This is a genomic window from Roseiarcus fermentans, assembly GCF_003315135.1.
In the GTDB taxonomy this organism is placed as follows: Bacteria; Pseudomonadota; Alphaproteobacteria; order Rhizobiales; family Beijerinckiaceae; genus Roseiarcus; species Roseiarcus fermentans.
The window spans coordinates 138,816-151,235 of the sequence record NZ_QNRK01000004.1 but is presented as its reverse complement, the minus strand read 5'-3'; the positions used below and the strand labels follow the sequence as shown (position 1 = coordinate 151,235).

The 12,420-nt window shown below is 70.7% G+C and carries 10 protein-coding genes and 1 tRNA gene; 4 read left to right on the top strand and 7 right to left on the bottom strand.

The features are described 5' to 3' along the window. Nucleotides 1–19 precede the first annotated feature (19 nt). On the top strand, nt 20–1,369 hold the full coding sequence (locus tag DFR50_RS04945; RefSeq protein WP_113888090.1) for a TAXI family TRAP transporter solute-binding subunit: 1,350 nt from the start codon (nt 20–22) through the stop codon (nt 1,367–1,369). A gap of 28 nt (nt 1,370–1,397) precedes the next feature. Here the strand turns inward: DFR50_RS04945 and DFR50_RS04940 are convergent, their stop codons facing one another. Beyond that, entirely contained in the window at nt 1,398–1,790 is a 393-nt protein-coding gene (locus tag DFR50_RS04940) for a DUF202 domain-containing protein (protein ID WP_113888089.1), read from the bottom strand. A gap of 408 nt (nt 1,791–2,198) precedes the next feature. On the opposite strand from DFR50_RS04940, the gene DFR50_RS04935 reads away from it, so the two are divergent. After that, on the top strand, nt 2,199–3,377 hold the full coding sequence (locus DFR50_RS04935) for a hydroxymethylglutaryl-CoA reductase (RefSeq protein WP_113888088.1): 1,179 nt from the start codon (nt 2,199–2,201) through the stop codon (nt 3,375–3,377). Between the two features lie 483 nt (nt 3,378–3,860). On the opposite strand, the gene DFR50_RS04930 is transcribed toward DFR50_RS04935, so the two are convergent. From DFR50_RS04930 to DFR50_RS04920, 3 genes are all read right to left on the bottom strand, one after another. Continuing rightward, the gene (locus DFR50_RS04930) at nt 3,861–6,701 is read right to left on the bottom strand and encodes a hsp70 family protein (protein ID WP_113888087.1); all 2,841 of its coding nucleotides are present in this window, start codon (nt 6,699–6,701) and stop codon (nt 3,861–3,863) included. A 372-nt stretch (nt 6,702–7,073) separates the two neighbouring features. Continuing rightward, nucleotides 7,074–8,909: an Hsp70 family protein gene (locus DFR50_RS04925; RefSeq protein ID WP_113888086.1), complete on the bottom strand. Its 1,836-nt coding sequence runs from the start codon at nt 8,907–8,909 to the stop codon at nt 7,074–7,076. A 67-nt stretch (nt 8,910–8,976) separates the two neighbouring features. After that, a complete protein-coding gene (locus DFR50_RS04920) occupies nt 8,977–9,630 on the bottom strand; it encodes a DUF2760 domain-containing protein (protein ID WP_210208810.1) in 654 nt (217 codons plus the stop codon). A 245-nt stretch (nt 9,631–9,875) separates the two neighbouring features. On the opposite strand from DFR50_RS04920, the gene DFR50_RS04915 reads away from it, so the two are divergent. Beyond that, nucleotides 9,876–10,058: a hypothetical protein gene (locus tag DFR50_RS04915; RefSeq protein ID WP_113888085.1), complete on the top strand. Its 183-nt coding sequence runs from the start codon at nt 9,876–9,878 to the stop codon at nt 10,056–10,058. Nucleotides 10,059–10,270: 212 nt separating this feature from the next. Here DFR50_RS04915 and DFR50_RS04910 read toward each other — a convergent pair. From DFR50_RS04910 to DFR50_RS04900, 3 genes are all read right to left on the bottom strand, one after another. Continuing rightward, a tRNA-Pro gene (locus tag DFR50_RS04910) sits at nt 10,271–10,348 on the bottom strand. Nucleotides 10,349–10,393: 45 nt separating this feature from the next. Further along, on the bottom strand, nt 10,394–10,915 hold the full coding sequence (locus DFR50_RS04905) for a MerR family transcriptional regulator (RefSeq protein ID WP_113888084.1): 522 nt from the start codon (nt 10,913–10,915) through the stop codon (nt 10,394–10,396). 92 nt (nt 10,916–11,007) lie between these two features. Continuing rightward, entirely contained in the window at nt 11,008–11,346 is a 339-nt protein-coding gene (locus DFR50_RS04900; protein ID WP_113888169.1) for an integration host factor subunit alpha, read from the bottom strand. A gap of 259 nt (nt 11,347–11,605) precedes the next feature. Here DFR50_RS04900 and DFR50_RS04895 point away from each other — a divergent pair, with 259 nt between their 5' ends. Then, nucleotides 11,606–12,382 (top strand): SDR family NAD(P)-dependent oxidoreductase, encoded by a 777-nt coding sequence (locus DFR50_RS04895; RefSeq protein WP_113888083.1) that lies wholly within the window; start codon nt 11,606–11,608, stop codon nt 12,380–12,382. Nucleotides 12,383–12,420 lie beyond the last annotated feature (38 nt).

Below are 12,420 nucleotides of genomic sequence, written 5' to 3'. Positions count from 1 at the left end.
CAATCCGGCGAGGAGCGCCATGAAGATCCCTCTTTCCCGCGTGCTGCTGCTCGCGGCGGCGCTGGTGGCGGCCGTGACGATCGGCGCCGCCGCCTTTCGCATGTGGTCGACGCCGCTGCACCTGCGCGTGGCCGTGGGGCCTGCGGGCGGGGCGGACGCCAAGCTGATGACGGCGTTCAACCGTACGCTCGACCTCACCCACGCCGGCGTTCGCCTGGACGTGGTTCCGACGGCCGACCTGCACGACAACAACCGGCTCTTGGGGAAGGGGGACGTCGATCTCGCGGTCGTGCGGCTCGACGACGTGTTGCCCCCGAGCGCCGGCGTCGTCGCCCTGCTGCGCACCAGCGTCCTGATCGCCGTTGCGCCGGCCCGCCTGAACCTCGACAGCCTGACCGACGTGAAGCGCCGTCGCATCGGCCTCGTCGCCCGCTCTCCGCTCGACCTGCCCGGTCTCCTGAAGGTTCTCGACGCCGTGGGAATCCGGCCGATGGACGTTCGCATCGATCTCATTTCCGCCGACGACGTCCTCGGCCTGACCCGGGAAGGCCACATCGACGTCGTCGTGATCGCCGGCGCGCCCTCGGATCCCGACGTCCAGGCGGTGGTGAATTCCGTCGCCGGCACGCGCAAGAACCCGCCGTCGATCCTCAGCGTCGACGTCGGCGACGTCGACAGCGCGACGCCCGCCGGGAGCACCGAGACCATCGGCAGCGACGCCTTTCCTCGTCTCGGCATTCCCGACGACGACGTCGACACCATCGGCGTCAAGACGGCGCTCGTCGCCAACGCCGGCCCCACGGGACCGTTTCGCCAGCGCGTGTACGACAACGCCATCAAGGAGATCACCCGCAGCCTGATCGAGCGACACGGCGAGCTGGCGCGCGAGGTTCCGGTGGCGAGCCTGATCTCGGCGCCCGACAAGGACGACGACTCGCGCTATCCCATCCATGCGGGAACGCAGGACTATCTGGACGACACCGACACCAGCTGGGGGACGCTGTTCAGCGATCAGATCTGGAACATCGGCCTTCTGGGCGGGATGGCGACCTCGGTGTTCGCTGCCGCCGCCGCCTTCCTGACCAAGGGCGCGCCGGACCCGTTGCTCGACCTGCTCGGGCGCCTGAGGGACCTCACCGAGCGCGCCGAAGCCTCGACCGACCCCGCCGATGCGGTCCCGCTGTCCGCGGAGCTGCGCGCGCTGACTTTCGAAATGACCGGGCTCGGCTACCAACGCAGCACGGCTTACGAGAAATTCGCGCCGCTGCAACTCGCCCGGGAGAGCGCCCGCGACGCCATCGCGGCGCTGCGGCTGGGCCACTTCGCGCACGGCGCGCCGTCGTCGGGCGGGGAACGGCTGCAGGTTTGAGCCCGCGTCGACGGGACGGCGTCGCGCTCTATCCGGCGAGCGCGAGCAGCACGGTCAGACCCGCCACGATCGCCATCAACGCCGCCGACAGCAAGACTTCGGTTCGCACGCCGGAGATCGGGTGCGCGGCCGGGTCCGCGAGCAATCGTTCCGTGCGGACGAACCGGATGGTCGCGACGATCAGCAGGACGACGCCGACGACGAGGAGCGCCAGACCTTCGTAATGCGTCGAGGGGCCGGCGAGTCTTTCGAGCTGCGAGCGCCGGACAGGATCGAGCGACGGGGCGGCGTCCAGCAAAGACACGAGAAAGAGGTTGAATTTCTCGACCACGAACCCGAACGCGACGACCGCGACCCCGGTGCGCACCCAGGCGAGGAAGGTTCGTTCGTTCGCGGCGTGATCGGCGTATCCCGGGATCATCAGGGCCTCCGTTCCTTGCCCAAGGCCCCGGCGACAGGGGTTGGCGATCGATCCAGACCGGATCGAGGACGATCGATGGATACACGCCCGCCGCACGGGGGCAAGCGCAGCCGTAGCACCGACCTGGCTTCGGCCACGAAAGCGACCGCGGGGTCCGGCAGGCCAACCCGGACGGAGGCCGCCCGAGCCCGGTCCGGGCGCATCTTTATGTTCCATAATATCTATTATGCGAATGGCAGACGCATCCGCATCCCGCTCCCTCCCCGGCCAGGCGTCCGCCGAATCGGCCTAGCCGTTTGATGTCGTTGGCCTTTCTCCTGCGGGTTCGGCGGCCCGTCGCAACGCGCGCGGTCCGGCGCTACAACAGGTCGTGGCGCGCCGGCCGATGCGCGCCGGAGGAACCAGGCCATGACCGATCCGGACGCGCACATCCCGCGTGGCGACGACGATTACACACCCGAGGCGGCCGCCCGGCGCCGCGCCTTCGTCGAGGCGCGCACCGGCGCGCGCCTCGATCACGTCGGGCGCTACGCCTTCGACCCGGCGGGGCTGCCGGGCAACATCGAGAATTTCATCGGCGCGGCGCAGGTTCCGATCGGGCTCGCCGGACCGCTGCGAGTCGAGGGCGAACATGCCCGGGGCGAATTCTACATTCCCATGGCGACCACCGAGGGAACGCTGGTGGCGAGCTACAACCGGGGCATGCGGCTTCTGGCCGAATGCGGCGGCGCGCGCGCGACCGTGGTCGCCCGGTCGATGCAGCGCAGCCCGGTGTTCATCTTCGACGACGCCCGCGAGGCGCGCGCCTTCGGCGAATGGGTCGAGGCCCATTTCGAGCCGATCAAGGCCGCCGCCGAGGCCACCACGCGCGCGGGAAAGCTCGTCTCGATCCAGCAGTTCGCGGTCGGGCCGACCCGCCACCTGCGGTTCAACTTCACCACCGGCGACGCGGCCGGCCAGAACATGTCCGGCAAGGCCGCCTTCGCCGCCTGCGAATGGATCCGGACGAACCGGCCGGGCGGGGCGCGCTACATCCTGTCGGGCAACACCGACACCGACAAGAAGCACTCGCAGATGAACGTCATCGCCACCCGCGGCCGGCGGGTCGTGGCCGAGGCGGTCATCGGCCGGGAGCCGCTGAAGCGCCTGATGCGGGTCGAGCCGGAGGACCTCTTCTACGCCCGGCAAGTCAGCCAGGCCGGCGCATTCCTGGCCGGATCGGCCAACAACGGCGCCCACGCGGCCAACGGCCTCGCGGCCCTGTTCATCGCCACCGGACAGGACGCCGCCAACGTCGCCGAATCGCACGCCGCCATCGTCTACGCCCAGCTCCTCGACAGCGGCGACTACTACTGGTCGATCACCCTGCCCGCCCTGATCGTCGCCACCGTCGGCGGCGGGACCGGACTTTCGACCCAGAGCGAGTGCCTCGCGATCATGGGCTGCCAGGGCGCCGGCAAGGCGGACAAGCTCGCAGAAATCTGCGCCGCCATGGCGCTCGCCGGCGACATCTCGCTCTCGTGCGCCGTGCTGGCCGGCGACTGGGTTTCGAGCCACGAGCGCTACGGGCGCAACCGCCCGCGCTGACCCCAGCGAATTTGTCAGCGGCGCGCGGAACCAAGGTTCTCGCCCGGCGTTACGGGGATCTCGCGTCGCGGCCTCGGCCGGATTCCGGGTCGGGAGCGCCGCGGACGGTTGTGGCTCATGGTTTTCTCTTAACCGGCTCGCGGCGGATCCTCACGTTCACAGCATTGTTACGGGGAGAGATCTGTCTTGCTGTCGACCGCCTCAATGTAAGATACGTAATTACAAGATTATCTTCTTTCATAGTCACTTTGTCGCATTGCCTAACTGCGTCGTATGTGAGAAGACAGCTTTGTCGGCGGGGAACCAACGACGAGCACACAAGTTTACTCCTGTCTATACCCGCCATTCCAATTGATGCCAATCGAGACCGAGTCGAGTGTTTCCTCCCCGCTCCTCTCTGTGTCCGGTTCGCGTCGGAGCGCCCGCCAGACATGTCGCTGGAGAGGCGCTCCGACGCGGGTTTTTTCTTGACGGAACGCCAGGTCAGCCGAGGTCGCCGCCGAGCACCAGGCCGGGCGGAAGCGGCTCGCCGTACAGCGCCGCGCGGTCGGCGCGTCCGGGCGTGAACGCCCGGATCGTGGCGGCGCGCAACGGCGTGACGCCCGCGCCTTCGAGCTTGCGAGCGATCCGGTCGCGCATTCCCCTCGGGACGTCCAGGTTTCGATCGTCCACGACTCGCGCGGCCCTCAGGAACAACGTGCAGCACTCGGTCAGGTCGCCGGCCGACCAGTCGAACGGCTGCAGCGCGGCGAAGGCGCGTTCGACGAGCTCGGGCGCGACCACGCTCTCCGGTCCCGCGTAGAGCGGCGTCCGGTTGAGCAGCAGGCCCAGCGCGGACAGGTGCGGCGCGCAATGCTGCCGGCCCTCGATCAGCCGGATCGCCTGCGCAAGGAAAAGCTCGATCAGCTCCGTCTTAGTCTCGCGCGGCAGGCGTTCGAGCGAGCCCGCGAGGCGGACCAGTTCCGGCGACGCCTTGCCGGCGGCGAGCGTCGCGAGGTCGGCCGCCAGCAACAGGTCCTGCCGCTCCGCCGTCAGGCCGCCGGCGACGCGCCGCCACAGGATCGCCTCCTGCACCTTGCTGCGCTTGCCGGGAAAGGCGAGCCCCGTCTCCCGCAGGCGCCACAGCGCGTCCATGCGCTCAGCGTCGCCGGGATAGCCGAACCCCGGGCGCAGCAGGAATCCGGCGAGACCGAGCCAGGCCTCCTCATGCTCGACGGAATGCTTGCGGCCGGCGGTCGCATCGTCGAGGGCCGGCCACAGGCCGCGCAGCAGCGCCGCGTTCCATTCGTGCCGCGGCGCGCCGACCACGCGCTCCATCGTCTTCAGCGCCGCATTGGCGCTCGGGCCGGCGGACTTGTCGACGGGCCTGAAGCCGGACATTTTCGCCCCCGGCCTGCCGCCCGCCTTGCCCCCCGGCTTCGGCCCGGCCTTCGGCGGCGGCGGGGCGAACAGGGCGGCGATCTGCTCCCGCACGGCCTGCTGCGCCTCGGGCGTAGCGTTCGGCGCGACCGCCTCGGCGGCCCTCGCGCCGCGCCCGCCGGTCTCGTGGGCGCGCAGGTTGAATTCCAGCGGCCACGAACCGGGGGCGCGCGGGTCCGTACCCACGCAGGCGATCTGCAGGAGGCCGAGCGCGTTGATCTTCGCCGCCAGCCGGACCGGGACGGTCCGCTCCGGCCCGGCGTCGGCGCCCTGCCCCGTTTCGACGCGCGTCTGAAGCTCCGGCAGCGCCTGGAAGGCGTCCGGGTCCCAGGGGACGACGTCGCCCGGCCGGCTGTCGCCGTGGCGGGTCGAGGACCAGGCCTGAAAACTGACCGGCCGGCCGGTCCGGAGCTCGAGGCCGGGCAGGTCGATGGCGAAGCCCTGCTCGGCCGCTGCGCCGAGGGGCAGAACGCAGATCAGCGCCGGCCGCTCGCCCGCAGCCGCCGTCTCGGCGGCGAGAAACACCGCTCGCGCCGCCCCCGCCGCGATCCGGCCGGAGCGCGCGTGCAGGAGCTTGCCGAACCGGGCGGCGCCGCGCGCGACCGCGAGGTCGGGCTCGGCGTTGAACAGTTCGACCGGGCGGACGCCCTCCTGCCAGGCCGCGATCTGGTCGAGGAGCCGCTGGCGCAAGACGCCGGCGTGCAGCGCGCCGCCGTTGAACAGCACGGCGTCGACGCGCGGGCGATCCGCCAGAAAATCGGCGAGGTGGCGGGTGATCGCGCTGTCGGCGGCGTAGGGGAGCCCCCAGTCGCGTAAGCCCGATTGCGTCCGCCAGGGCTTTGCGCGCGCGTCGCATTCCGGGAAGAAGCCGTCCAACGCCATGCGCTCGACCTCGTCGCGCTGGACCGTCGTCGCCTGCGCGCCGCCGATCAGGCCGGAGCCCCTGCCCGGCAGCGCCACCACGTAATGCTCCGGCGCCGAACCGTCGCCGGCGAGCGCCAGCTCCTTGATGTCGCGGCACGAGGCGACGAGATGATCCCATTGCGGGCCGGACAGGCCGCCGCGTCCCGCCGCCAGCCGCGGCTCGACCAGCGCCGCGAGCGCCAGATCCATGTTGTCGCCGCCGAGCAGGATGTGGTCGCTGACGGCGACCCGCTTGATCTCGGGCGTGGCGCCCGCCGCGCCCGCGCGGGTCTCGAACAGGCTGAAGTCCGAGGTGCCGCCGCCGATGTCGACGATCAGGATGTGGCGCGGTTCGGCGGCGCTCGCGTCCCCCCAGGGCGCCCCGCCGGCGTCGTGGGCTTCGAGCCAGCAGTAGAAGGCCGCCTGCGGCTCCTCGAGCAGCCGCAGGGCCGGCGGAAAGCCGGCCTCCTGCGCCGCGTCCAGCGTCAGGCGCTGCGCGGCGGCGTCGAACGAGGCGGGCACGGTGATGGCGATGTCCTGCGCGTCGAACGGAAAGCCCTGGCGCGCGAAGCGGCTGTTCCAGGCGGCGCGCAGATGCGCCAGCACGAGCGCGGAGGCGCCGACCGGCGAGATTTTTTGCGAGGGGCTCAGGTCTTCCGATCCCCAGGGCAGGATCGGCGCGGTCCGGTCGGCCGAATGGTGGCAGAGCCACGACTTCGCCGATCGCGCCACCCGTCCAGGCGTTTCCCCAGCGCGGCGGCGGGCGAGGCGGCCGACGATCCATTCGTCGGTGTCGAAGTCCGCGCCCGGGGTGGCCGCATCGCCCGCGTCCTCGGGCAGATAGAGAAACGACGGCAGCGTCGTCGCCTCGCCGAGCGAAACCGGGGTTTCCAGCTGCGGGACGAGCAGCGCCTCGGGACGCGCGTCGCCGTCGAGCGCGACGAAGGCGAGCGCCGAATTCGTCGTGCCGAGATCGATGCCGATGGAAAACCGGGCCGCCATGGCTTTTCGTCAACCGGGTTCGTTCGAGCGCGAGCGCCAGCGCCGCATGGAGCGTGGCCGCGCAGTCAGCTGCCCGAGGGATGCACACATCTCTTTGCCGGCCAAACTCCGAGCGGCGAGCGACGTCCCGGCCCCCACCCGGGTCGCGCTTGCGCGCGCCCGGGCGCAGGCTCTTGTGGGGGCGGGACAGGGTGGGGGGTCACGCCGAGCTTGGGAAGTTCCCTTGCGCGCCCAACGGATAGGCATGGCCCGACCCCCCTCCTCGTTCCTCCCCCACAAGGGGGGAGGAGGCGCACCGCGCCCGCCGGTGTAATAATGCCTGGCCGGCGACCGCGCCTATAGCGACGCCGTGTCTCGAGCGCGAGGCTCAGTCTACTGCGTGCGCACCTGAAACTCGATCTTCCACTTGCGGTCCGAGTTCGCGTGCTTCATCCAGAGTTCGAGCGTTCCGAGTTCGGTGACGATCGCCTCGATCCGCACCGGGACCACCTGCCCCGCCGGAACGTCGGCGAGCGCCGGAAGCTCGACTTCCAGCAACGCCGTCTCCTCCAGCTCGCGCTCGGCGTCGGGCAGGATTTCGCCCGGCGCGTCGCCGCTGCGCACCGCCGACGAGAAGAAGCGGAACTCGGCGGTTTCCCCCGTCACCAGGCCGAAGGTGCGGCCCTCGATCAGCTGCTCGGTCCCCTCCTGCATGCCCTGCGGCACCACGCACAGCGCCTTGACCGGCGGCCGGAAGCCGGGAATGGCCGGCATCGACGTCTCCAGCCCGACATAGTACGAGCGCGCGGCGCCCGCCTTGATGCGCATGCCCTGCCCCGTGGCGCGGCGCCGGCCGTAGACGGCCGCCCCTTGCGCCACCGCGAGATCGGGCTCGAAGCCTTCGAGCGCCCGGACCGGGGCGCCGCCGTTCCACGACGCCAGCAGCTCCAGCACCCGGGCGCGGATCGGCTCGGCCTTGAACACGCCGCCGTTGAACAGCACCGCGGTCGGCAGCAGCGCCGTCCCGGAGGCGCGCGGTCCGACCAGCGCCGCGAGCTTGTCGCTCGCGCGCACGTTCTGCAGGCTGCGGCCGAGGAAGCGCGCCAGATGCTTGCTGATCACCGGATCGGACGCGTAGGGCAGCCCGAATTCCTGAAGCCCGGCGCGCCGCCCCTCCTGCGGCAGGTCGTCGAGCGTCGTCATGGCGAAGAACCCGTCGATCACGATCTGCGACAGCAGCGCGCGCGGAAGCGCGGTCGAGATCGTCTTGGCGAACAGGCTCGCGCCGCGCGAGGGAATCGCGATCGGCGCCTCGCTGAGCGCCGCATCCTCGAACAGGGCGATCTTCGCCCGCGCCGCGGCGTGGACCAGCGCGAGGAACTGCCAGCCGTCGAGCGCCTTGCCTTCCGCCTCGAGGCCCGCCCGCAGGGCGTAGGCGAGCGCCAGATCCATGTTGTCGCCGCCGAGCAGGATGTGCTCACCGACGCTGATGCGTTCGAGTTCGAGGGCGCCGTCGACGTCGGTGACGGCGATCAGGCTGAAATCGGCGGTGCCGCCGCCGACGTCGCAGACCAGGATCACGTCGCCCGGCGCGACCGCGTCGCGCCATTGCCGCCCGGCCCGCGCGGCCCAGGCGTAGAACGCCGCCTGCGGCTCCTCGAGCAGCGTAACCTGACCGAGCCCGGCGGCCTCGGCCGCTTCCGCCGTCAGATTGCGCGCGACGTCGTCGAACGAAGCAGGCACCGTCACGACGATCTGGCCGTCGCCGATGTCCCAGTCCCGCCCGCTCGCCCGCGCCGCGTGGAGGAAGGCGCCCTTGAGGTGTTCGAGATAGAGGCGCGAGCACTCGAACGGCGACAGCTTGTCTTCCGCGCTCTCGGACTTCCACGGCAGCGTGCGCTGCCTCGGATCGATGTGCGGGTTGGACAGCCACGACTTGGCCGACGTCACCAGGCGATCGGGGACGAGCGCGCCGTGATCGCGGGCGAACTGGCCGACGATCCGCAACGCTTCGCCCTGCCCCCACGGCAGCGCGAACGCGTCCGGCCGGAATTCCTCGGGATGCGGCAAGTAGAGCGCCGAGGCCATGGTCGGCTTTTCGCCGAGTTCGGCCGGGGCCAGGACCTGCAACACCGGCACGATCTCCGGTCGGTCGGCGTCGAGTTCGGTCAGCGCCATGGCGCTGTTGCTGGTGCCGAGGTCGATCCCGAGACTGAAGCGAGCGGTCATCGATGGAGTCCTCGCAGGGGTTGGGCCGCAACGGCCGGCGCGCCGCGGCGGCGCGCCGGCGAACCCTTCATTTCACTTCCACCTCCGCCGGCGCGATCGCGGGCAGCGGGTCGTCGGGGCCGCGCAGCAGCAGCGGCAGCTTCACCGTGTCGGTCTTCCAGCCGCGGTGGACGAGCACGCCGGAGAACGGCGCCGACCCCGCGATCTTGCCGACCAGCCGGTATTCGTCGGCCGAATAGCCGGGCGGCACCTGAACCTTCGATCCCTCCGCCTCGGAGCGGACGGGCCGGATCGAGAAATGCTCCGTGAGCACATCCTTGCATCCGGCGTGAACGACCCGGGACGCCGCCCCGACCTGGGCGTCGCCGTAGGCGTTGATGTCGTCCATCAGGAAATCGACCAGCCGGCCCTTCTCCTGCAACATCGCGAGGAAGTGCACGATCTCGGCCTCGACGCTCGCCCGCGGCGGTTCCGGCGCGGTCGGCGCGGGTTCGGCGGCGGGCGCGGCCGGGGTCCGGCGCGGGAACAGCGCGACCACCGACATGAGGAAGACCAGCGCGGCCAGCCCCAGCGTGGCCTGCGGCAAATATTGCCGCACCGGCGCGAGGTCGGCGAGCCCCCATTGCGCCAGTTGCTGGCGGACCGGCTCGAGGTCGATCGCCGGGGCGGCGGCCGCCGTCGCCAGCAGGAGCAGCGCGGCGATCATCAGGACGACTCTCATAGCGATTGCCCCCTCCGGCGGCGACTGCGCGAGGCGCGCGGGCGGATACCTAAACTGTTTTGGCCGATGCGGCCAGTCGGGCGATTCGCCGTCCAGGCCGGCGGCGCGCCGCGGCGTCGTTTGGTCGCAGATCACGCGAGGCTGGCGGGGACTCCCGTCCGCGGCGCAGAGGAACTTTCCTTCGCGCCGGCGCGTTTTCTTTCCACGACCGCCCGCTGGCGGATCGAACCTGAAGGAGAATGAGAATGCTGCTTTGGCTCTGGATCATCGTCGCCCCGGGTGTCATTCTTCTCGCCGACAGCCCCGGGGCAAGGCAGTACCTGGGCGCGCTCATCCGCTTCAATCGGGGGCCCGAGCCGGCGAACAGCACGCCGCGACCGGCGCCGGCCGGCGCCGCGGCTATTCCGCCGAAGGACGATAACGGCTGACGCGCCGTGAAAAGCCGCTCGCGGTCCTCTGCGCGCGGCCAACCTTGCCAGTATGTTTCAGCGGGCCCGGCGCCGACGCTCTCTCATTCCCCGGGGATCGCAATCGACGGAATCGATACGACGGGGTCGAGGATGGGTCGAACCATCGAAACTGTCGCGAGAACATTCTCTTGAAGCCAGCCGCCCAAGCCGCTGATCCTTCAGGAGAGAAATGGTCGGGGCGAGAGGACTCGAACCTCCGACCCCCTGTCCCCCAGACAGGTGCGCTAACCGGGCTGCGCTACGCCCCGACGGCTGCTCTTATAGGCAGGCTCGCCGCCGCTGGCAATCCGTTCTTAGCCGGTCTGGTCCCCGGCTTGTCCCGATCGCGCGAGTCGCAGGGCGCGGGCCGCCTCGACGATCTCGGCCAGCGCCCCCCGGAGCGCCGCGATCTCGCCGGGATCGAAGGCCCGCGTCGCGACTGGCGGCGCCACGGATTCCGGCGGGGCCGCCGGGTCCGGCCGCGGACCCGCCGCGAGCCCCGGATCCGGCTCGCGCGCGGCCTGCGCCCGCGCGGCCGGTTCGGACGGCTGGGACAGGAGGCGCGGCTCCGTGGTTGCGCTGGTCAAAGCCTGCACGCCCTGCTCCTTGAACAGTTTCTGGACGCCCTTGATCGTATAGCCCTCGTCGTACAGCAGGCGCTTGATCAGGCGGAGCCGCTCGACGTCGTCGGGCCGGTAATAGCGCCGGCCCCCGGCGCGCTTCAGCGGGCGGATCTGCGGAAATCGCGTCTCCCAGAACCGCAGCACGTGCTGCGGCAGGTCGATGGTGTCGGCGACTTCGCTGATCGTTCGAAAGGCCTCTGGGCTCTTCTCCATCTCGTCGCTCGCGGACAGCGGTTGGAGCAGGCCGAATCGTCCTTGCCCGTCCGGCTACTATCGTCCGCCCAGCGACCGAACGCCAGACGCGCCTAATCGCGAGCGTCGTCGTCGGCCTTGCCGTTGATCTTGGCCTTCAGGACGTTCGACGGCTTGAACACCATCACCCGGCGCGGGAGGATCGGCACCTCCACGCCGGTCTTGGGATTACGCCCGATGCGCTCGCCCTTCGAGCGGACGACGAACGAGCCGAACCCGCTGAGCTTCACCGTCTCTCCCCGCACTGCCGCATCGCAGATCTCGTCCAGCACCGACTGAACCAGTTCGGCCGACTCGGTGCGCGACAGCCCGACGCGCTGGTAGACGATTTCGGACAGGTCGGCGCGGGTCACGGTCTTTCCCGGCTCGCGGCCGGTTCTTGGGTTTGACATCTCGAGCCTCAAAACCATGGCGCCGATGCGGCGGCCAGCCCCCGTTACGCGGCTCGGGCCCTCGAGGCCCGGCGCCATTCTCACACTTGTCCTTGGACTTTCCTTTCGACACCGGCAAGTCCATAAACCGCGCGGCCGGCAACCGGTACGGCAAGGCGCCCGCCTCGTCGATCCCCCCGCCCCAGCCCGATGCGGGCGCGCCCTCATCCTAGGCGCGCCTGCCCGTCGCAGACCTTACCAAAGGCCATAAGGAGTGTCGATGAACGCGCCGTCGCAGCAAGAGAAATCCCGCATCGTGCTGGTGACCGGCGCGTCGCGCGGCATCGGCCGGGCGGCTGCGCTCGCGTTCGCGCGCGCAGGCGCCCATGTCGTCGCGCTCGCCCGCACCCAGGGCGCGCTCGAGGACCTGGACGACGAGATCCGCGCGCTCCGTCCCGACGACGACAGCCCGGCGACGCTGGTTCCGCTCGACCTGCGCGATCATGCCGCGCTCGACCGCCTCGGCGAGGCGCTCTACCGCCGCTGGGGCCGGCTCGACGCGCTGGTCGGCAACGCCGGCGTGCTCGGGACCCTTTCGCCTCTGCACCATGTCGATCCGAAGGAGTGGGACGACGTTCTCGCCGTCAACGTCACCGCCAACTGGCGCCTGATCCGGTCGCTCGATCCGCTGCTGCGCGCCTCGGCCGCGGGACGGGCGGCGTTCATCACCTCGGGCGTCGCGTCGCGCGCCGACCTGCGCGCCTATTGGGGCCCCTACGCCATGTCCAAGGCGGCGCTCGATGCAATCGCGCGAACCTACGCCGCCGAGACCCTCAACACCTCGAACGTCCGCGTCATGCTCGTCAATCCCGGGCCGCTGCGCACGCTGATGCGCGCCAAGGCGATGCCGGGCGAGGATCCCCAGACCCTGCGCCCGCCCCACGACCTCGCGCCGAAGATCGTCGAGATCTGCTCGCCCGATTGGACGGAAACGGGCAAATTGTACGACTTCCCGACGGATTCGCTGCTGTCGTTCCGCGCCCCCGCGCCCCTGTAGCCGCGGATCGCGGCGGACGCGGTCAGCGACCGCGTCCT

Bases quoted from the DNA above. Each gene is read 5' to 3' on its own strand.
- DFR50_RS04920 (WP_210208810.1), bottom strand. From the start codon at position 9,630: ATGAGAGTCGTCCTGATGATCGCCGCGCTGCTCCTGCTGGCGACGGCG.
- DFR50_RS04925 (WP_113888086.1), bottom strand. From the start codon at position 8,909: ATGACCGCTCGCTTCAGTCTCGGGATCGACCTCGGCACCAGCAACAGC.
- DFR50_RS04895 (WP_113888083.1), top strand. From the start codon at position 11,606: ATGAACGCGCCGTCGCAGCAAGAGAAATCCCGCATCGTGCTGGTGACC.
- DFR50_RS04900 (WP_113888169.1), bottom strand. From the start codon at position 11,346: ATGTCAAACCCAAGAACCGGCCGCGAGCCGGGAAAGACCGTGACCCGC.
- DFR50_RS04940 (WP_113888089.1), bottom strand. From the start codon at position 1,790: ATGATCCCGGGATACGCCGATCACGCCGCGAACGAACGAACCTTCCTC.
- DFR50_RS04905 (WP_113888084.1), bottom strand. From the start codon at position 10,915: ATGGAGAAGAGCCCAGAGGCCTTTCGAACGATCAGCGAAGTCGCCGAC.
- DFR50_RS04935 (WP_113888088.1), top strand. From the start codon at position 2,199: ATGACCGATCCGGACGCGCACATCCCGCGTGGCGACGACGATTACACA.
- DFR50_RS04930 (WP_113888087.1), bottom strand. From the start codon at position 6,701: ATGGCGGCCCGGTTTTCCATCGGCATCGATCTCGGCACGACGAATTCG.
- DFR50_RS04945 (WP_113888090.1), top strand. From the start codon at position 20: ATGAAGATCCCTCTTTCCCGCGTGCTGCTGCTCGCGGCGGCGCTGGTG.
- DFR50_RS04915 (WP_113888085.1), top strand. From the start codon at position 9,876: ATGCTGCTTTGGCTCTGGATCATCGTCGCCCCGGGTGTCATTCTTCTC.